This window comes from Paenibacillus shenyangensis, from assembly GCF_000346635.1.
In the GTDB taxonomy this organism is placed as follows: domain Bacteria; phylum Bacillota; class Bacilli; order Paenibacillales; family Paenibacillaceae; genus Saccharibacillus; species Saccharibacillus dauci.
Genome location: NZ_AOIG01000007.1, coordinates 240,333 through 260,585, shown reverse-complemented (window position 1 = coordinate 260,585; position 20,253 = coordinate 240,333). Strand labels below are relative to the sequence as shown.

Here is a 20,253-nt window from a genome sequence, read left to right as displayed (position 1 = left end):
TATTCCACATTCAGCATACCGTAAGTACAAAAAGCAGGCAATCCAAGCCCGCTATACAAAATGCCCAATAGACAAATCATCGATGGATGTCTGTCTATTGGGCTTATAATGTATTCTATTCATAATAAGGAACTATTGGCAAAATTGGCTTATCGAATAAAGCGCATAGATTTATTGGATCTGGTGCAGATAGCTGGGAATCATCGTCTCAAAAGACGGGAAAGCATAGATAAGCTTGTCTGCTTGTTCAGCTGTCAGTCCCAGTGTAATAACTGGCGTCAGGCTGTTGATGATTTCCAATGCTTCCTGGCTGTACGCAGCAGCTCCGACCAGCTTGTGTTCCTGATTATAGATCAGGGTCAGGTGCGCCTCTGTATCATTGCGTCCGGCAAAGTCCCACTGTTTGCCCAGTTCAATCGGTTTAATGGTATACTCTTCCGATTTCTCTGCATCTTCGATGCTAATACCAATCTGGGCGATTCTTGGTACAGTAAAGGCAATCGTAGCGATCGGTGGATACTCAATCGGCGTATTAATCATGCCCAGCAGGGAACCCGTCAGATACTTGGCTTCAAATACAGCGGTTGGCGTCAGTCGCGGCTGTGTTTTATCAAGAATATCTCCTGTCGCATAGATATGCGGTTGTGAGGTCTGCAGACGATCATTCACCACAATTCCGTGCTTGTTATATTCTACACCGGCTGCTTCCAGATTCAGCTGATCGGCATTAGGTACGCGCCCGGTTGCATTAATAACCAGTCCTGCAGTTAAATGCAGTCCATTTTCCGTAGTAACAGCCAGCTCGCCATTTTGCTGTTCTACTGCGGTGACATGATCATTAAAGTGGAACTGGATACCGTCCCGCTTCATTTTCTCAATCAATTTGTTAGCGTAGGGCTGAGGGAATCCATTAAGTATATGGTCCGAAGATTGAATAACATGTACTTCAGCACCTGTCTTCACCGAGATTGAAGCCAGCTCCATGGATACATAACCTGCACCGACAAATACAATGCGCTTCGGCAGTTCCGGTAAATACAGGAACTCATTGCTGGTCTGCATATATTCCTCTCCCGGAATATTGAGTGTAGCTGGACGATGACCGGCTGCGATTACGATATTCTCTGCTGTATACTGCTCGTCGTTTACCGTAACGGTATGGTCATCCACAAAACGGGCTTCGCCACGAATAATTTCAATACCTGCCTGCTTCAGATTCTGTTCCATCTTGTCCGGCAGTGCTCCGAGAATTTTATTTTTGTGATCCATCAGTTTCGACCAGTCCAGCTTGAATTCACTCGTCAATCCGGCTGCACCAAACAGCTCGGCATCTTCCATTACTTTGATCGGACCATCCAGAATAATCTTGGGATTACAGCCATAGTTGGTACACACGCCCAGAATCTTGTCACGTTCAATCATCGCTATTTTCTTGCCGGATTGGCTGAGCGGCAAGGCGGCATTCCATGCTCCCTGTCCACTACCAATAAAGATAATATCGAATTGTTTAGTCATAATGATCCTCCCGCTTTCTGTAGATTAAAGTCTTGATTAACAAATGGAATTAATAGTGCGTAATTAATTAAGACTTTAAATGATTTTGTGCTATCTATTTACTATTACCCAATAACAGAGGTTTACCACAGCTTTTGGGAGGATCATTTTGTAAAAAGTAAATCTTCTTCATTGGGGTGTGCTGTCGGATAAGCTGTTTAACTCTCGATCAAACCATATTTCGCAAAGCTTTTATGCAGCCCATCCTGCTCCAGCGTGTCAGTAATATCATCGGCGATCTCCAGCAATCCAGGTCTGGCATCAGCCATGGCAATCCCAATAGCACAGTATTCCAGCATCTCGGCATCATTCATTCCGTCTCCGATTGCTATGGTCTGTTCACGAGACAATTGAAGATGATCCAGTAGATCCGCAATAGCAATAGCTTTGTGTATACCGGGAATCATCAATTCGCCGCTGTTCGGTCCGAATAGGGGAACCGTACATTGGATGACTTCGAATTTGCCATCAAACTCTTCCCGGATCTGCTCAAAGGGTAGTGCACTGTCCAGAAAGCATACTTTATTCACATCATCTTTATACAAATCAGCTTCGTCATAAGTCAGTCCCGCAATAAAAGGATGCGGCTTCTGCTCCATTCTCTTTCTTGCTTCAGGATCATTCTGGATATCCCCATAGATCAGTTGTTCCAGTTGGGGTTTCAGACCGGCACTGGCATACAGCGCCGAATTGGACTCCAGGTAAAATGCGATATTATGCTGATCAAAAAAATCTACCATATAACGTACATCTTCCGGCTGCACCTTTTTGTGATACAACACTTCGTCTCCGATCTCCACGTATCCTCCACCAGCCCCGATAAGTCCATCAAACCCAATGTCCCAGATCGAATCATAAATTTCTGCTTTGGATCTTCCTGTACAGAGGAACAGCAGATGTCCATTCGCCCGCGCCTGCCGACAGGCGTTTGCAGTAGATTCAGGTACATGTCCATCATCATCGACCAGCGTGCCATCAATATCAATAAATACAATCTTCTGTTCCGTATGATTCATGATTTACCATCTCCCTGATTATGAAATAAGCTGCTAAACAGCTTGATCTATTCATTACTGTAAATGTTGAAACGGGTTACATGTCAATTCTTTCTATACGATCTTCATCAGTGTACGTATAGACAGAAAAGCCACTGGAATTACTCCAGCGGCTGGTTATTTAGATTAGGCTGCAGCAGTTTGTTTCTGCATATGATATTCAAATGATCTGCCATCCAGCGCAATATCCTCGATGATACCCGGAGTGAAATCATAGCTCTCTGTCAGATCACTGATCCCGTACTGTGCTCCAATCTTCTCCATACCGGCATTATATCCATTACCGATCGCATGGAATCGCCACTGCCCTTTATACATATACAGCGCACATAGCTCCAGAGCTGTATTCTCCTGACACACACTCATATCTACAGCATAGCAAAGAATCTCCCGGTTATCGTAGGTTAGCATCCGAATATACAGCTGTTCGGGTGCTCCTCCCGGCATCACCAGTTTAAACAGCACTTTATCCTGACTGGCCTGCTCAATCGCAGACAGATTAATCATATACTGCTCCATATCCTCTGTCGGCAGCTCTCTGCTATCAATATGCATCATGCCGATTGTGGATTTGTTACCGAAAAAAGTAATATTTTCTGCATCCAGCAGCTTAGATAGGATTGGTACGATGCTCTGTAATTACGGACGGAACTCATGACAAGACCACTTTGTTCTCTTTTTGTATACTCTGTATGACGCGGTTCATCCACAAAAAAGCGAATCTTTCTGCAGATAGACAGAGAAAGGTTCGCTTTTTTTATGGTGGATTTTAACACTTGAAGCAATAATGAAGAATACAATTTTATCCATTTTACTTTTTTGTTTCACTTTTCAAAAAGGCTTCGTCCCTGGAAATCCTCACCTTGTCAGCTGGAAAGTGTTTGCTGAAATAACTCCGAACCCGCACATGAATATCATTTGTATACCACTGTTCAAAACCATGCTCCCTGAACAGCCGTGGCATCTCCAGCTTCTGTGATCGCTTGCCTCCTGCTCCATCGCCGATTGTCAGCGTATCAATCCAGATATGTTCTACTGCTTCTACCAGCATCTCAGGGAAAGCCGGAGTAAATGGCAGTACCGGTGAAAGGGCTGCCTGAGTAGCAATGCCATATTCACGAAGCTGCCGCAGTGCCTGGATACGTACACCGATCCCCGGAGCATAGGGAGCGAAGATTCGTTTGACGTCTTCCCGATCCGTCTCGATAGTCATGGAGACGAGCAGATCACACTTTGCGCTTAACTGACCCAAAATCTCCATATCTCTTGCTACCAACGGGCTGCGTGTCTGAATCTGCAAATAATCAGGCGGATGATCCAGCATGGCTTCCAGCAGACGGCGTGTAATTTCGGCCTGGCGTTCTGCTGGCTGGTATGGATCTGTCGCGGAGGACATGAAGATGTTGACGGGTTTGCCTTTGGCACGGAGCTTGACGATTTGTTGACGATAGATCTCGGCAGCGTTGATCTTGATATCCAGCCATTCTCCCCAGGGAATATCCTTGAACTGCTGAATCGGCATCTGGCGTACATAACAATAACTGCAGGCAAAAGCACAGCCGCTGTACGGATTCAACGAGTGAGTGAATCCCACATCCAGATAACCTTTGGCTTCGGTAAGAATTTGCCGAGAGATCGTCTCTGTTGTCTGTATGTGCATATATGTTCCTCCCTGGCATCATTAATATCATTTATTAAGTGAATTTGTTTAGTAAACTTTCTTTTTGGCTGTTATTTAGGCATACTAAGTATATGGTTGTTTACGTTACTACGAGTACAGGAGAGAGTTATGGAAAATCAGATAGAGCAGTTGAAGTTGATTCGCAATAATATTACGCGTTTTATGATGATGTATGAATTTGCCTTAAAAGAACTTACCACAAAAATCGAGATTCTGAACGACGAATTTCATGTGCTGCACGAATATAATCCTATCGAACATATCAAATCCCGGATCAAATCACCGGAAAGCATTATGAAAAAGTTGCAGCGTAAAGGCTATGCCCAGAGCCTGGATGATATCAAAGAGACCGTCAGAGATATTGCCGGGCTGCGTATCACCTGTTCTTTTACCGAAGATATTTATCGGGTATGCCAGATGCTGACCAACCAGGCGGATATCAGTGTGATCGAGGTCAAGGATTATATCCGTAACCCCAAGTCCAATGGGTACCGCAGCCTGCATATGATTATTCAGGTTCCTGTATTTATGTCGGACCGGCAGGAAGATGTCTATGTGGAAGTACAGATTCGTACGATTGCAATGGACTTTTGGGCGAGTCTAGAGCACAAAATCTTTTATAAATACGAAGGTGCTGTTCCCCAGCAGCTGCTGAATGAGCTCAAGGATGCTGCAGACTCAGCCACCGCTCTGGATCACAAAATGGAACGACTGCATCACGAAGTACAATCGATCAAGTCGGTCGACAAAACGGAGCCGGAATATGAGCTGGTCCAGAAGCTGACGAATGACAATCAGCTGAGTATCCCGGAAGCGCTGATAAGACTGGTTAATCAATCACTCTAGCCGCCTTTGGGTCAGCAGTAAAACCGGAGTGATCCCTTTACTAAAAGATATCAGTTATATTAGCTATAATGAAAAGTCCGCAGCAGCTATACAGCCGAAGCGGACTTTTTGCTGATGCATATCTAGATTTTTTTCACATAATGATCATATTGCTTGTCCAGCTCCATGCCTGCACTTTCATATAACGCCTTGGCTGAAGCATTGTCTACATGCGTTTGCAGGATCACTCTGGCAGCACCCATCGTTCTGGCGAAAGTAAAAGCATGTTCCAGCAGGGCGCGACCTGCTCCTCTTCCCCGGCTGTCTGCTCTAACAAACAAATCATTCAGCATATAAATACGCTGTATACCAATCGAAGTGAACAATGGGTACAGCTGGGTAAAAGCAATTGCCTCTCCTCCGTCATATGCGAGGAAAATAATGGATTCGTCTTTTTGGATACGCTCTTCGATAAATGCGCTGCAAGCCTCCTGATTACGATCCTGTCCATAAAATACCCGGTACTGGTCAAATAATAAAGTAACATCCGCAAGATGTTGCAAATCCGCTTTTACAATGTTCATATTCATGCTCCTTTTTATCTGGGTATGCCTTGGATCGGCTATTATCTTCTAGTATGCTATCTCGCTGATCTATACAGTTCATCTGATTTCCTATATAGTATTCATAATTTCTGACATTAGTAAAAGGTACAAAATAGATTATATTAACATGTCAGATGCCTGAAACGAATGACATGACCTGTGAAAGGAAGAATGTTGTACCATGAATGAACTATTAATCAACCTTAATGACACCTATTCCAAATACATACAAATCTATCACTTTATCCGTTCGCTGATTGAAGATGGACAGCTGGAGGAAAATACAGCTCTACCTTCGATCCGCCAGCTTGCAAAACAGCTCGGGGTAAGCCGTAATACGACACTTACCGCCTATGAACAGCTGCTGGCAGAAGGTTATATTCGCAGCGAACCCAAAAAAGGATATTATGTAGAGCCTGTTGAAGAGTCTATTACAGGGTTAGACAGAAAAGTCTCTTCTGCAGAACTGCACATCCCCGATCATCCGCGTCCACTGATCGATTTTCGGATTGGCAGTGTGGACGGTCAGGCTTTTCCTTTGCAGAAATGGCGCAAGTGCACCAATACGATCATGCTCCAACCCTACATCTACACCTACGGTCATTATCAGGGAGAGCCCGAACTGCGGATGCAAATCGCACAGTATCTGCTGCAATCCAGAGGAATACGTACATCCATGGATCAGCTCATCGTAGGCAGTGGTACTCAGCAGCTGCTCCTGCATCTATCCATACTGCTAAAAATAAACGGATATGATTCTCTGGCTGTAGAAGATCCTGGCTATGATGGGGCACGTACCTTATTTCATATGCAAGGTCTGCAGACAGAGCCGGTTCAGGTCACTTTCAGAGGAATAAATATATCAGAGTTAAAGCGGTGCAAATCCAGAATCGCTTATGTTACGCCTTCCCATCAATTTCCTACCGGAGCAGTGCTACCAGCAGCCGAACGTTATCAATTGCTCAAATGGGCAGAGGAACGCCAGGGCTACATTATCGAAGATGATTATGACAGTGAATTCCGTTATCGACATCAGCCTATTCCTGCACTCGCTTCTCTGCAGCAGGGCGCTCAGGTCATTTATCTAGGCACCTTTTCCAAAGGATTCCTCCCGTCCATTCGTTTGAGCTATATGATACTGCCTCCTGTTTTGATGGAACAGTATGCCAGAATGTTTACCTTTGTCGAGCAATCCGCTTCGGTGATCCATCAGCAGACGATGGCTTACTTTATGGAGCAAGGTTATTGGAGCTCACATGTACGCAAAATGCGGGCGATCTACCGTCGCAAAATGCAAGTATTGGTCAATGCCCTGCAGGAATCATTTGGTAAACAGATGCGGATTATTGGCTCCCATTCGGGTCTGTATATTCTGGTGGAGCTTCAGCAGTCCGGTCATGAAAATGAACTGATTCGGCAGGCGCTGCATCATGGAGTACAGGTATATCCAACAAGTCGTTATTATTCCTTATCGGAAGTGGATCGAAAACCGACTGTTCAGCTAGGCTTTAGCAACCTTACTATAGAACAGATAGGTGTTGGGGTTCAGCTATTGAAGGAGGCATGGGGCAGAGTATAATAATGAGTTTAAGTAATGTAAATATTTACTTATGTATAATATTTCTTTTTCTAATTAAATAGTGTAAAATTAATTGTTGTACTATCTATTATGGAAATTGAAGGAGTGTACTGATATGAAAGCCATTATTGTCGAACAACAGGAAAATGCTAACGGGCTGAAGCTTACGGACCTCCCTGCTCCTGTACCTGCTCCCGGTGAGCTGCTGGTCAAGGTTCACGCCGCAGCGATTAACCGTACTGATATTGTGACTCGTGAAGGCAAGTCCGGCTATGCGACCAATCCGATTCTGGGTGTCGAGATTGCCGGTGTAGTAGAGAAAGTGGAAGGCACCTCGGATTACGTGTCAGGTGATCGTGTAATGGGTCTGGTTAATGGCGGAGGCTATGCGGAATATGCCGTTATGCCGACAGACCGGGCGATGAAAGTTCCTTCCATCTATACCTTTGAACAGGCAGTAGCAGTTCCGGAAGTGTTCTTGACTGCTTACCAGACACTGTACTGGATTGGCCGCTTACAGCCTGGTGAGTCGGTGCTGATTCATGCCGGTGCCAGCGGCGTCGGAACAGCAGCGATACAGCTCGCCAAAAAACTCAGTAATGCCAAGGTTATTGTAACAGCCGGTTCCCAGGAAAAGCTGGATTTCTGCCGCGATCTGGGTGCCGATGTACTGATTAATTATAAACAGCAATCTTTTGAAGAAGAAGTACTTAAGGCGACTGATGGTCAGGGAGTCGATCTGATCCTGGACTTTGTCGGTGCAGACTACTGGGACAAGAACCTCGCCAGTATCAAAAAAGAAGGTCGCTGGGTGCTGATCGGTATTCTGGGTGGTATACAGGTCGAACAAGTCAATTTGTTTGCACTGATGTCCAAATGCGTTCAGCTGACCGGTACCCTTCTCACCCCGAGAAGTGACGAGTACAAGGCACGGTTGTCTGCTGACTTTATGCGGGATGTATTCCCTCATATGGAAAACGGCGAAATCGAGCCGATCGTGGACACCGTATTCCCCCTGGCGCAGGCAATGGAAGCCCAGCAGCATATGGAAGCCAATCGCAATATCGGCAAAATCATTCTCAAGGTGGCCGAATAAGACTTACTCTCGAAAAAATGAATTACCTAAACACAGAATGACCATTAAATACAAGATCACCAAAAAGCTGTAGATCAGGTTGAGCCCTGTATCTACAGCTTTTTTCTATACAACTATAAGAAAAATGGAAATTCACAGTATGTTTATCCAGCTAAAGACTATATGATCGCAAAACCGATCGTACATTACCGCAAAAAAACAGTGAATTTCAATAGCGAAATTCACTGCGATTTAAACCAGCCTTTTTCCTTGAAATGCTTGATTGCTTCGATTCGGTTACTCACGTTAAGCTTATCCATAATAATCGATACATAGTTGCGTACCGTACCGGTCGTAATGAACAGTTCGCTCGATATTTCCTTGGTGTTTTTGCCATCTGCAATTAATTCCAGCACAGCTTTTTCCCGTTCAGTGAGCGGGTTTTTCTCGCCATGATAACCATCATCAATGAGCTCGGAAGCATAGATTTTACGTCCGGCCATAACCATGCGAATGGTATGAGCCAGCTCTTCTATTGGACTGTCCTTGAGCAGGTAGCCCTGTATATCCGCTTTGAGTGCCCGCTCAAAATATCCTGTTCGGGCAAAGGTCGTGAGAATAATAACTTTGCAGTTGCTGGTGTTTTTAAGCTCTTCTGCGGCATCGAGCCCGCTTTTGGCAGGCATCTCGATGTCCATGATGCAGATATCCGGCTGCAGACTGTGTACCAGCTGAACGGCTTCTTTTCCGTTGGTCGCTTTGCCGATGACAGTAATATCATCTTCCAGATCCAGCAGAGAAGCGAGTGCACCGAGCAGCATGCGTTGATCTTCAGCAATGACGATCTTAATCATATCCATGCCCTTCTTTCTTTATAACTGTCGTTGTACCGCATTCGGCACGGTAATTCGCAGTGTCGTTCCTTCGTCTGACGCAATAGACAGATTGCCATTTACAAATTCAAGCCGTTCTTTCATCCCTCTGAGTCCATTGCCGGGATAGCGCTTGGACTTCAGATTAATACCGACTCCGTTGTCTTTCACTGTTAGCATTAGCTCGGTTGGACTGGACTCAATCACAATATCGCAGGCAGTGGCTTCACTATGCTTGATAACATTGTTGATCGCTTCCTTGAGACACATGCCAAGTACATTTTCCGCAATCAGGGATACATCATGCAGATCATCATTCTGCGACAGGTGAAGCTCGACATCTGCCACTTCCAGAATCTGACGTGCCCGGAATAATTCATCTTCAAGACGAGTACCTCGCATCTGGGTCACCAGCTCACGAACTTCCTTGAGAGCGGTACGTGCAGTCTGCCGTACATCGAGCATCTCCTGCTCCGCCTGCTGCGGCTTACTCTCGATCAGCTTGTAGGCTAGTTCGCTTTTCAGACCAATCAGAGACAACTTTTGTCCGAGTGTGTCATGCAGATCGCGGGCAATCCGCTGACGCTCTTCGAGCTTCACCAGCTCGGAGATTTTGCGATTGGCATCTTCCAGTTGAACCTGCAAATGATCCTGCCGGGTCTTGTTGTGTGCCTGAATCGGCACGAGAATCACAGCGATCACATTGATCATGACCAGAGGCAACTGTCCGATAAATTCCGTCGTATCGGAGACCAGACTGATATAACTGAGTCCAAGCGTACTGAGCAGATTGATAATATACAGTACGAAAAATCCTACCTTGTTATGCACAGCTCCCAGGAAAAAAGACAGGAACAAGGAGAAATAAATAAAACCAAAGTTCAAGCCCATAATGACCGAAAGCACAATCTGTATCCCAAACCATACATAAATCTGCCGCCCTTTGACAATCAGGGACAGCAGATTGGCGGTGAAGAATACCAGGATCAGGATAACTCCGAATACAAAGCCCATGATCGAGAATTTATCGTAGATAAAGTAGAACGGTAGTATAAAAAAGAGCAGCCATATGTACAGGTTAATGCCGCCTGTACTTTTTCGAAAGAGTTCTTGCAGTTTATTCATTCGGGTCACTTTTGCTTATCACCATTGCTTTCTTGCAGTTTTCCGGTGGACAGCATATTCCCGGTCCACCGGTCTACTTCTATTTTACTTCAAATCCATCTGAACTGCAGCAGATGGTTTCGGTTCATTGGTGATTCGTTGATTCTGTCTTTCCTGCTGCTTGAATTGACGGAAGCTGACAAATTTCTTGCCTTCCTCATCCCACAGACGGAAACGAATCGATTTGAAGCTGGTTTTGAGTGTAATGGTAGTGGCTTTTTGCAGCGGCGGCGTTGCGTTATGCGCATCTTCCAGATAATAGTTCGGTACACGAGGGCTCAGATGATGCACATGGTGGAAGCCGATATTACCTGTGAACCACTGCAGTACCAGCGGCAGCTGATAGTAGGAACTTCCTTCTACCGCAGCCTGTACATAAGACCACTCGTCTTCTTTTTCAAAATATGAATCTTCAAATGTATGCTGTACATAGAATAACCAGATACCGAGCATCGTGGCGATGTAGAAGATTGGCAGTTGAATCATGACAAAAGCTTTCCAGCCGACCAACAGACACAGTCCGGTATACAGGGCAACGATCAGGATGTTGATCAGATACGTATTCAGACGTTCTGCACGCTTCGCACCGCGACGGTTAAAGCGCTGTTGAATCAGGAATACTGCGATAGGACCAATACCGAACAGTACGAACGGATTGCGGTACAGACGATAGCTCAGACGTGTATACCATGGTGCTTCAGCGTATTCTTTGACGGTAAGTGTCCAGATGTCGCCGGTTCCACGCTTGTCCAGGTTGCTGCTTGTAGCATGATGGATCGAGTGACTTTGCTTCCACTGCATGTAGGGAGTCAGCGTGATTACACCGGTAATTGTACCGATAATATTATTCAGCTGACGATTTTTGAAGAACGAACCATGACAGCAATCATGGAAAATAATGAATGTGCGGATAACGAACAGTCCAGCCACAATAGTAATCGGAATCGTTAACCAATAGGATACAGACAGACTCCAGTAGGCAGCGAACCAAAGTATGATTAAGGGAAGTATGGTCGTAATTAATTGCATAATGCTTTTGTTGGAGTCATTTTTTTCAAAGGGAGCAACTTCTTTTTTTAATTGTTTGATGGAAGACATAATCATTTCTCCTTCGTGGGTGTAGTGACCCATAGATAGATGCAATGTGCATAGCAACTTTCCTTATGTCTCCATTGTATCGTCATCAGGTGTTGGGATGAAGTCATAAGTGTCAGTAGTACACCATGACATTTGTCATGTATTTTGCTCTATCAGGCTCCTGACAGCTTTGTCAGATTCATTCCATTGCTCGGTTTCGGAAAAATTCTTATGCTTACTAAGGGTTCCACACTCTATCTATGATTACACCCAAAAAGGAGCGTTCATCATGAAAAAACAACTAAATTCCCGTCTTCACAAACAACCCCGGCGTACAGCGTATGCCGCTCTGGCACTACTCACTCTGACAGGAGTAGTACTATCGGATATTCCGGCAACTCATTATACCGATGCGGCAGCACTTCCTGCTGCAGGTCATACCTTCGTAACCAGTGCTGCTGTATCCGGACAACCTTCTATAGCTGTCCAACACTCTACCGCATCGCTTGCGTCCAGCTTCCGCGCGCTTGAACAGCAGCATCAGGCACGTCTAGGCGTATATGCCATAGATACGGGTACCGGCAAGGTGGTCGCTTACCGTCACAATGAACGGTTTGCTTTTGCTTCTACATATAAAGCGCTGGCTGCCGCCGCTGTATTGCAGCAGAATTCCATCGCTGATCTGGATCGTGTGATCACTTATTCCGCAAAAGATCTGGTCGAGTATTCCCCAGTCACCGAAAAACATGTAGATACTGGCATGACACTTCGGGAAATCTGCGAAGCCGCAATCCAGTATAGCGATAATACTGCCGGTAATATTCTGTTCCAGGAATTAAACGGCCCTGCTGGTTTCCAGCAAGCTCTGCGGCAATTGGAAGATCGGACAACCCGCTCGGAACGAATCGAGCCCGAGCTGAATGCAGCCGTCCCCGGTGATCCAAGAGACACCAGCACGCCGAGAGCATTGGCCAGGGACTTACGTCTTTTCACTACGGGTAAAGTACTCAGTCAGGACAAGCGCCAGTTGCTGGCTGAATGGATGAAAGGAAATACGACCGGTGACGATCTGATTCGTGCAGCTGCTCCCAAAGGCTGGATCGTCGGTGACAAAACGGGTAGCGCTTCTTATGGCACACGTAACGATATTGCAGTCGTCTGGCCGCCGGGACGCTCACCTATTATCATTACTGTGCTGACTGGTCATACCGATAAGAACGCCAAAGTGGATAATGAACTCGTCGCAAAAGCTGCAAAAATGGTATTCGATACTATGAAATAAAAAAAAGAGCAACCAGCCGGTGATTATTATATACCGGTTGGTTGCTCTTTTTTTATTGGGATATTCACGTTATTGCTGATCTATCGCAGCATGTCCCGAATCGCCTGGATCGGCTGCTCTATCGAGGCGATCTCTGGTTTTCTTTTCAGAATACAGGGATGCTACTACTCAGCTCATCGCCTGATCGCGCAGACGAATCAGTACTTTGCCAAAACGTCCACCCTGCTGGATCTCGGCCAGCGGTTCGGTATAGGTAGCTCTCACGTACTGTTCCGCTTTGCGAAGTGTATCAGGATCAGTAGGCAGACCCTCGAACGCAAACCAGCCGGGCAGATTACGAATCATCTGCTCTACCGACATCCGGATCGTTTCCTTTTCATGTGTAACCAATGCCTGAAAAGAGTATCCGTATATATGCAGCAGCTGTGTGATATAAGCCATATCGGAGCCGTGCACCGGCTTGTCTGGTATCCCCAGCACCGGACGAAGCTCATCTATAATACTGAGCTCCCGAGGGCCGGCTATCGTGCTGATATAACAAAATTGACTGGCAGCACGGATCGCCTGTTCTACCCTATCCCAGCCGAATATCGCCGGACACATGGAGGCAAATACCAGATCATACTTGCCTTCCCACCCTTGCTGCTGCACATCAATATCTTCAAAAGGCTGCTGAACAATCTCAATATGATTCGTCCGATCAGATGGAATACTGTCACGCATCAAGTCTGCCAGATGCACAGAAGGCTCTACAGCAGTAACCAATGCCCCTCGCTCCGCAAAAGGAATGCTGAATACTCCGGATGCCGCACCGATATCCAGAATCGATGCATTGGCAAATGATACTCCCTGCGTCTCGATCCAGTCCATGATGCGCTTGGATCGACGTCTTCCTTCCTCACTAAAAGCTTTCTTATGAAAATTGCGTGCCCTGGCAGCTTCATCAAAAGCACTAACCGGTTCAACACCGGATCGCCGCATACGATTAACGCCTGCCTCAGGATCGTTGATCCAGGCCTTTTTCCACTCTTCCGGGTCAAATAGCGATGAATTCATGGGATTCTCCTTTGTATTTCATAATAGTGATTATGAGCTGAACGTCTCTTCTGTCAATTCCATATTAATATGAACTGCTATCAGACTGCCTGCAGCCGCCGAGAGGATTAGCTGCGAGGAACCACCGGATGCGGCTTCACCCGCTGCAAATAAACCCGGGATACTGCTTCTCCCTGTCTCATCGGTCTGGATCCCGCCCAGCTCGGTCTTCTCATAATTCAGCTCTTCACAGAATCCAGCTTGCGGTACCCATACCGGAGTAATAAATCCTCCGGTTCGATTAATGCGGGAACCATCTGCGAATTCTACCTGCTCCAGCTTGCCGTTTTGACCGTGAAAGGCAGTAATCTTCTGCTCTGTAACCGTAACGCCGCGGGAAGTCAGCTGCTCCTTTTGCTCGTCGGTCAGTATGGAACTTCCGTGCGTACAGATAACCAGATCCCGGCTCCATCCGTACAGCAGCTTGGCCAGATGATACATTCGCTCATGATCGGAGACGACAATCAGTGGCTGATCGCGCAGCTCCCATCCATCGCAATAAGGACAGTTAAACAGACTTTGACCGTACATGTCTACCACACCGGGGATGTCAGGCAGAATTTCTTTTAACCCGGTTGTGATTAGTATTTTACGTGCCTGGATAGCTTCACCGTTATCTGCTACAACCTCAAACCCATCTGCAAGGCGGCGTACAGAGGTGGCCTTGCTGGCATGATGCTCTACCGATGGATATCGAAGCACTTCCTCATACGCTATTCGTCGAAATTCGGCTGGTGTTACTCCATCCTGTGTCAGAAATCCATGGGAAGCGTGAGTCACCGCATTGCGGGGCTGATTATTATCGAATAAAGCTACTGTACGCCTCGCTCTTCCCAGAACAAGTGCAGCATTCAGACCTGCCGGTCCTCCGCCAATAATGGCACAATCGTAGATCATTGGTATTCCTCCTTTTATACGGATATTAGAGACTATTAATATCTATGATAGGTGTATAAAATGCTGCGGTTCTAATGAACCGACGGCATTTTGGCAACGAGCGATGACAGCTTCTGGTTTTGCAGATAGGTCTCCATTTCGTTCTCTGCGTGAATCATGACCTGTTGTACCAGACATTCCGGTCCGTGATCCAGACCACATTCGAAAAAGGATGATGTTCCTTCAATTGCATGAATAACATCGAGAAAAGAAAACTCTTCCCAATTTCGCTTGAGCCGATAGCCTCCATTGGCTCCCGAAGAAGATTCAATCATATTGGCTTTGACCAGCTTGGTCAGGATTTTGGATAAATAGGTCGGTGATACATTCAATTTATCAGCCAGTGTCTGCACACCAACGAGTCGTGCAGGAGTTACTGCCGCCAGATAGAGCATCGCATGCAGTGCATAATCGGTTGCTTTGGAGAATTTCATAGAGAATCGTCCACCTTCATTAAAGACTTTATTCATCCATGATAGCTCTTATTTGACCAAAGCGTCAATTCACCATGCAGATTATATTTTGTATTCGCGTAGAAACCCACCCACAATCACCAGCCTGCACTCCTAGTCTGCTTTACCTTTGGTCTTTGCCATTGGATAAAAGATGCAATAATCATAGACTTTATGGGTCTATAATATATTTTATATCTGAAAGTGTCAATCTTTTTATCTATATCCTATGTCTGATAGATTACTAACACCGTCCCCATTTGGTTAAAAGATATCATTGAGCTTTGGGACCCGTAAGCTTATTCGCCTCTATATAATGTTATACCATTGACTTCGAGGAGAGATGACGATGTTATTCAAAGGATTCCAACAGACAACGATTCATACCAGTGAAATAAGTACACGTGTACGTCATGGAGGTGACGGTCCACCGCTGCTCCTGCTACATGGACATCCTCAGACGCATATGATGTGGCATGCGGTTGCTCCTCTGCTCGCTCGGGATTTCACAGTGATTATGCCGGATCTTCGTGGCTATGGAGACAGCTCCAAGCCTGCTACTACCGATAATCACTTTTCCTATTCCAAAAGGGCGATGGCGCAGGATCAGATCGAGATGATGAAACAGCTTGGGTATGATCAGTTTGCAGTTGTGGGTCATGATCGTGGTGGACGCTGTGCGTACCGGCTCGCTCTGGATCATCCTCAGGCAATCCGCAAACTGGCAGTGCTCGATATTATTCCTACCCTGGAGGCTTACCGCCGAACGAACAAGGATTTTGCGATGGGGTACTGGCACTGGTTTTTCCTGTCACAGCCGTATGATCTACCGGAGAGATTAATCGGAGCGAACCCGGAGAATTACTATTTCCACGGGAATCACGAGCTGTTTCATCCGGAAGCGCTGGCAGACTATCTGCACCACATCCATCAACCCGAGACGATTCATGCCATGTGCGAGGACTATCGCGCCGGAGCAACCATAGACTGCGAGATCGACGAAGCAGACTTTGGTCAGCGCAAGATTCAGTGTCCTGTACTCGCTTTGTGGGGAGAACAAGGCAGCCTGCCAGGTTGGTACGATGTGTTGGATGTCTGGCGGGATTGGACAGAAGATGTTCAGGGACAAGGGATTAAAAGCGGTCATTATCTGCCGGAAGAAGCTCCCGAAGAGACATATCAGGCACTCTATTCTTTTCTGAAGTGATTCTGACATTACCGTGAACCTCAAAAAAACCTCTGTCACTGTCTTTATTTTCTCGCTTGCCGAGCAGCAAAACAGAAACAGACAGCACAGAGGTTTTTTATTTCGCATTATTTTTTGCGTTGTATTCATTAGAGACTATTAAGGAAGATACCTTATACCAGCAATCCGCGCTGATGCAGTTCTTCCATGATCAACCGGGTAGCTGCCGATGCATGCTCAATATCCTCGTAACCCAGCCAGGTTGTTGTCTCAATCTCGCTCGCTGGCTGAATACTTCCTTCATACTCGCCGGTATAGCAGGACATACGTACAATGGTGTCTTCACCTTTGCCATCTGCTGCCGCTTCGAATACGCCAAATGAAGATACAGAAGCCGGTTGAATCCGTACCGACAGCTCCTCCTCTACTTCGCGAATCAGCGTCTGCTCATCGCTCTCTCCTGTTTCCCTTTTGCCGCCAGGGATGTAGTATAGCGATTTTCCTTTGGAACGCGCGCAGAGAAGGTGCTGATCCTGTATATGTATCCAGGCTACTTTATCGATAATTTTAGTCATTTGTATTCTCCTTTGTCGGTATAATGAGGCAGCTTACAATCAATTGGAGCATAGACGTAGAGTAAGCTGGATGAGTTACATGAGTTAAATAAGCTGAATTTTAAAATATGCACAAATAAAATCCAACCATTACGTCTAGAATACAGCAGCGCCAGCCAGTTGATATAGCGCTGGACGGTTGAGAATAGCAATGCTTCCTCTTTTGCGAACGATCCATCCTTCTGTGCAGAACTGACCAATAACCCGGTTCAGATGGCGATAGCTAGTGCCAATCAGATTGGCAATATCCGTCAGATTGTAGTCAGCAGGATGACCAGTAATCAGCACCGGGTTCTGTTCTGTCGTCACAGACAGCAGATAACTGGCAAGTCGGGTCTCGACCGGATGCATCAGGTTAAAGCTCATCGAATCAGACTTGATTCGAAACTTGGAGGTAATAATCTTCAGCAGAAACTGCAGCAGGGGCGGATGATCCTGCCCGTACCGATACAGCCACTGATACGGAATACCGAGCGCTTCTACCGGTGTAACGGCTTCGACTGTATTCATATTTTCGATTTTCTCGATATATTCAATATCCCCAATCATCTCGGGCGGTGTCTTGAAAGAAAGCACCAACGTACGTCCTTCCGGTGAAGTAGTAGACGTTTTGGTCATGCCTTTGACCAGTACATAGAGGATCTCGGACTGCCCGCCTTGCCGGCAAAGCTCTTCACCCGGTTCAAACATGTACAATGATACATGCGGCAGCAGTGGCTCGTGAAATACATCCTGAATATCGAACTGCTCCAGATACGCGGCAAGCTGCTGTCGATCCTGATTCTCCTGCATCGTTAACCTCCTTCCTATCCCTTATGATCATGTCTCTTATCATCTTCTTCTGACTATTATACCGAATATCACGGATACAACGATTAGGACATATGTCCTTTATTGATTTACAACAGCGTTAGATTTGTAGAGCGGTGTGGTAAAGAATATCATATAAAGATGGCGATATAGCCAATCTGTGAGATTGATCTGCAGCAGTGTATTACTCTATGTACATCCGATTCGCAAAATTATTGGAGGCTAATACCAATGACATTAACGTTAAACACATATTCTGCCTGGGACCAGACACTCTGGGATCAGATACGTCCCATTTATACTGAAGCTTTCATTCATGGCGCCAAACCCGAGAAAATTCTCAAAGCCATGCTGGATCGCGGAATTGCCTTTCTGCATGCAGGCTGGGATGGAGATGAATTGGTCGCTATGGCAGTTACCGGATTAAGCGGTCCTGTCGAAACGCAGAATCTGATTATCGATTATATGGCGATTCGTCAGGATCAGCGAGGCCAGGGTAAAGGCAGAGCATTTTTCAATCAGCTGCGCGACTGGGCAGTAGAGCAGCATCATATCCATGCCGTTATTATTGAAGCCGAGGCAGAAGATACAGCAGAGAACTGGGAGCGGATCGTATTCTGGGAGAAATGCGGATTTATCTCTACCGATTATGTACATCATTATATCTGGATTCCAGAGACATACCGTGCGCTAGTACTCCCTATCATGCCAGGGCTGGAGATCAATGATGATGGGCAGTCCCTGTTTAAGCAGATTACGACTTTTCATGAAAAGTCGTTCCGCAAAAGCAAAGCCTGAGATAGGCGAATGATGCCTGTTATGAAGGATACTGGTCAATAGATGCATAACAAAAAGCAGAGCCGAATAATATGGCTCTGCTTTTTGCTATTTGGACCTTCTGTGTCAGCTCAGACGCAGGATAATAACCCCGGCAATCATTATACCGATCCCGACAAATTGGGGTAAATGCATGGACTTCCTCGCCGTATCGAACCAGCCTTTGGAATCGATAACAAAGGTCAGACACAGCTGCGAAATCAGCACAGCCGAGACTGTAAGTGTGGCGCCGACCAGATGCATCGCACTAATATTGCTGAATACAATAATTGCTGCAAAAGCGCCTCCGAGTAGATAAAGCGGCTTTACCTCGCGGAATCCGCGCCAGTTCCCGCCGCGCATACATACAAGAATCAGTCCCGCCAGAATAAATCCGCCCAGCTGATTGATCATAACTGCTTTCCATGTTCCAATATCCTGTCCTACCCGGGAGTTCACCACGCCCTGCAGAGCAAGAAATACACCGGCTAGAATGGAAAATAACAAACCTTTCATCTTCTGTTCCTCCTTGATTGACTCCTTGCTCATTATACCGACAACCCGGCAGTTCGTCGTTAGGACATATGTCTTGATAAGCAAGAACTTTGGGAGGAACATCGGAAATTATGAACGAACAGCTGCTGCTGCTGTTCTGGCCCGGTATCTGCGGTAGATCTGATACCCTTTGCGTACTCCTTCGAGTACAAATCGGGGGACAGGAAATACACAGCGTGAAGCAATCGGCCAGTAGAATTTGCAATAGGCTTTTTTGAAGTCCGACCACATCCGGCAGTCTTCCTGCTTGGAGAAATCGGAGATGTCCACAATCAATCCGCGTCCATCGGCAATCATGACATTTTTGCCATGCACATCATGAGGACGCAGATTGCGAGAAACCGCATAATCCAGTGCATCATCGATATCACGGATCGCCTGCGGAGGAATCCGGATTCCTTTTTTCATACAATCGTACAAGGTGGTGCCTTGCAGCCTTTGCAGAATCAGAAAGTCCTCTCCTGCATAGTAACACCGTGAATAAGCTGGGTGAGCACCAAGCAGCCGATATACCTCCGCTTCTTCCTGAAGTCCCTTTTTACCATATGCATAGACTTTAACCGCATAGTCCGCGTAATCCGGATGATAAAAAACAGCTGCATAATTGCCTGCACCGAGCAGTATCCATGGTTTTGGGTAATAACGGACTTTGATAGGTTCCATAGGATGAATACTTTCGATAACAATCTGTTTTAGAAAATGCTCTGTTACTTGCCTCAACAACTTTTCCATTATAACGCTCCTTTTATCAGGTATTGGATAGGCTATATAGGTTATGCATTTATGTATACAATTAAATATCTGTTTATATATACTGCTATTCTGACATAAGGTTACAAGTATGGATCATAATTTATTTGTCGGTAGATCGGAATTGTATTATTAGTCACTTTCGTCCTGTATTGTTAGGCTCCATCTTTTGCCAAAAGAAGATCAATTCGCAGAGAAATATACAAAAGAACAGCTGCCCACTATCGCAGCTGTTCTTTTCATTATTCCAGATATAGATGTACATGCTTT

21 protein-coding genes are annotated in these 20,253 nt (G+C 45.9%); 6 read left to right on the top strand and 15 right to left on the bottom strand.

Annotation, left to right across the window (positions count from 1 at the left end; genetic code table 11):
- Positions 1–171: 171 nt before the first annotated feature.
- The 4 genes from H065_RS0106615 to H065_RS0106600 all read right to left on the bottom strand — a co-directional run bounded on the left by H065_RS0106615 (position 172) and on the right by H065_RS0106600 (position 4,269).
- Entirely contained in the window at positions 172–1,515 is a 1,344-nt protein-coding gene (locus H065_RS0106615; RefSeq protein ID WP_017812244.1) for a dihydrolipoyl dehydrogenase family protein, read from the bottom strand.
- Between the two features lie 197 nt (positions 1,516–1,712).
- Positions 1,713–2,570, bottom strand: a complete 858-nt coding sequence (locus H065_RS0106610; RefSeq protein ID WP_017812243.1) for an HAD family hydrolase — start codon at positions 2,568–2,570, stop codon at positions 1,713–1,715.
- Between the two features lie 165 nt (positions 2,571–2,735).
- On the bottom strand, positions 2,736–3,215 hold the full coding sequence (locus H065_RS26890; RefSeq protein WP_274517932.1) for a TerD family protein: 480 nt from the start codon (positions 3,213–3,215) through the stop codon (positions 2,736–2,738).
- A gap of 205 nt (positions 3,216–3,420) precedes the next feature.
- Entirely contained in the window at positions 3,421–4,269 is an 849-nt protein-coding gene (locus H065_RS0106600; RefSeq protein ID WP_017812241.1) for an SPL family radical SAM protein, read from the bottom strand.
- Positions 4,270–4,398: 129 nt separating this feature from the next.
- Between H065_RS0106600 and H065_RS0106595 the strand changes: the two genes are divergently transcribed.
- On the top strand, positions 4,399–5,136 hold the full coding sequence (locus tag H065_RS0106595) for a GTP pyrophosphokinase (RefSeq protein WP_017812240.1): 738 nt from the start codon (positions 4,399–4,401) through the stop codon (positions 5,134–5,136).
- 122 nt (positions 5,137–5,258) lie between these two features.
- Here the strand turns inward: H065_RS0106595 and H065_RS0106590 are convergent, their stop codons facing one another.
- Positions 5,259–5,699: a GNAT family N-acetyltransferase gene (locus H065_RS0106590; RefSeq protein WP_017812239.1), complete on the bottom strand. Its 441-nt coding sequence runs from the start codon at positions 5,697–5,699 to the stop codon at positions 5,259–5,261.
- A 202-nt stretch (positions 5,700–5,901) separates the two neighbouring features.
- Here H065_RS0106590 and pdxR point away from each other — a divergent pair, with 202 nt between their 5' ends.
- Together pdxR and H065_RS0106580 are read left to right on the top strand one after the other, a co-directional pair.
- Positions 5,902–7,299, top strand: a complete 1,398-nt coding sequence (gene pdxR / locus H065_RS0106585; RefSeq protein WP_017812238.1) for a MocR-like pyridoxine biosynthesis transcription factor PdxR — start codon at positions 5,902–5,904, stop codon at positions 7,297–7,299.
- A 115-nt stretch (positions 7,300–7,414) separates the two neighbouring features.
- Complete coding sequence (locus H065_RS0106580; protein WP_017812237.1) at positions 7,415–8,395, top strand: NAD(P)H-quinone oxidoreductase; 981 nt, start codon at positions 7,415–7,417, stop codon at positions 8,393–8,395.
- Positions 8,396–8,616: 221 nt separating this feature from the next.
- Here H065_RS0106580 and H065_RS0106575 read toward each other — a convergent pair whose 3' ends face one another.
- The 3 genes from H065_RS0106575 to desA form a co-directional block, all read right to left on the bottom strand.
- Positions 8,617–9,228, bottom strand: a complete 612-nt coding sequence (locus H065_RS0106575; protein WP_017812236.1) for a response regulator transcription factor — start codon at positions 9,226–9,228, stop codon at positions 8,617–8,619.
- 18 nt (positions 9,229–9,246) lie between these two features.
- Complete coding sequence (locus H065_RS0106570) at positions 9,247–10,371, bottom strand: sensor histidine kinase (protein ID WP_017812235.1); 1,125 nt, start codon at positions 10,369–10,371, stop codon at positions 9,247–9,249.
- 84 nt (positions 10,372–10,455) lie between these two features.
- Positions 10,456–11,514: a Delta(5) desaturase DesA gene (gene desA / locus H065_RS0106565; RefSeq protein ID WP_026136067.1), complete on the bottom strand. Its 1,059-nt coding sequence runs from the start codon at positions 11,512–11,514 to the stop codon at positions 10,456–10,458.
- A gap of 262 nt (positions 11,515–11,776) precedes the next feature.
- Between desA and bla the strand changes: the two genes are divergently transcribed.
- Positions 11,777–12,769 carry a class A beta-lactamase gene (gene bla, locus H065_RS25410; RefSeq protein ID WP_017812233.1) on the top strand — a complete coding sequence of 331 codons (993 nt, stop codon included), beginning with the start codon at positions 11,777–11,779 and terminating at the stop codon, positions 12,767–12,769.
- Positions 12,770–12,937: 168 nt separating this feature from the next.
- Here bla and H065_RS0106555 read toward each other — a convergent pair whose 3' ends face one another.
- From H065_RS0106555 to H065_RS0106545, 3 genes are all read right to left on the bottom strand, one after another.
- Positions 12,938–13,825 carry a class I SAM-dependent methyltransferase gene (locus tag H065_RS0106555; protein ID WP_017812232.1) on the bottom strand — a complete coding sequence of 296 codons (888 nt, stop codon included), beginning with the start codon at positions 13,823–13,825 and terminating at the stop codon, positions 12,938–12,940.
- Between the two features lie 30 nt (positions 13,826–13,855).
- Positions 13,856–14,761 (bottom strand): NAD(P)/FAD-dependent oxidoreductase, encoded by a 906-nt coding sequence (locus H065_RS0106550; protein WP_017812231.1) that lies wholly within the window; start codon positions 14,759–14,761, stop codon positions 13,856–13,858.
- A 71-nt stretch (positions 14,762–14,832) separates the two neighbouring features.
- Entirely contained in the window at positions 14,833–15,234 is a 402-nt protein-coding gene (locus tag H065_RS0106545; protein ID WP_017812230.1) for an RrF2 family transcriptional regulator, read from the bottom strand.
- A 367-nt stretch (positions 15,235–15,601) separates the two neighbouring features.
- Here H065_RS0106545 and H065_RS0106540 point away from each other — a divergent pair, with 367 nt between their 5' ends.
- On the top strand, positions 15,602–16,459 hold the full coding sequence (locus H065_RS0106540) for an alpha/beta fold hydrolase (RefSeq protein ID WP_017812229.1): 858 nt from the start codon (positions 15,602–15,604) through the stop codon (positions 16,457–16,459).
- Between the two features lie 152 nt (positions 16,460–16,611).
- Here H065_RS0106540 and H065_RS0106535 read toward each other — a convergent pair whose 3' ends face one another.
- Both H065_RS0106535 and H065_RS0106530 read right to left on the bottom strand, forming a co-directional pair.
- Positions 16,612–17,013 carry an NUDIX hydrolase gene (locus tag H065_RS0106535; RefSeq protein WP_017812228.1) on the bottom strand — a complete coding sequence of 134 codons (402 nt, stop codon included), beginning with the start codon at positions 17,011–17,013 and terminating at the stop codon, positions 16,612–16,614.
- Between the two features lie 135 nt (positions 17,014–17,148).
- Positions 17,149–17,844: a Crp/Fnr family transcriptional regulator gene (locus H065_RS0106530; RefSeq protein ID WP_017812227.1), complete on the bottom strand. Its 696-nt coding sequence runs from the start codon at positions 17,842–17,844 to the stop codon at positions 17,149–17,151.
- Between the two features lie 249 nt (positions 17,845–18,093).
- Between H065_RS0106530 and H065_RS0106525 the strand changes: the two genes are divergently transcribed.
- Positions 18,094–18,660: a GNAT family N-acetyltransferase gene (locus H065_RS0106525; RefSeq protein ID WP_017812226.1), complete on the top strand. Its 567-nt coding sequence runs from the start codon at positions 18,094–18,096 to the stop codon at positions 18,658–18,660.
- Between the two features lie 105 nt (positions 18,661–18,765).
- Here H065_RS0106525 and H065_RS0106520 read toward each other — a convergent pair whose 3' ends face one another.
- On the bottom strand, positions 18,766–19,194 hold the full coding sequence (locus H065_RS0106520; protein ID WP_017812225.1) for a DMT family transporter: 429 nt from the start codon (positions 19,192–19,194) through the stop codon (positions 18,766–18,768).
- Between the two features lie 108 nt (positions 19,195–19,302).
- Complete coding sequence (locus H065_RS25405; protein WP_017812224.1) at positions 19,303–19,965, bottom strand: hypothetical protein; 663 nt, start codon at positions 19,963–19,965, stop codon at positions 19,303–19,305.
- Positions 19,966–20,253 lie beyond the last annotated feature (288 nt).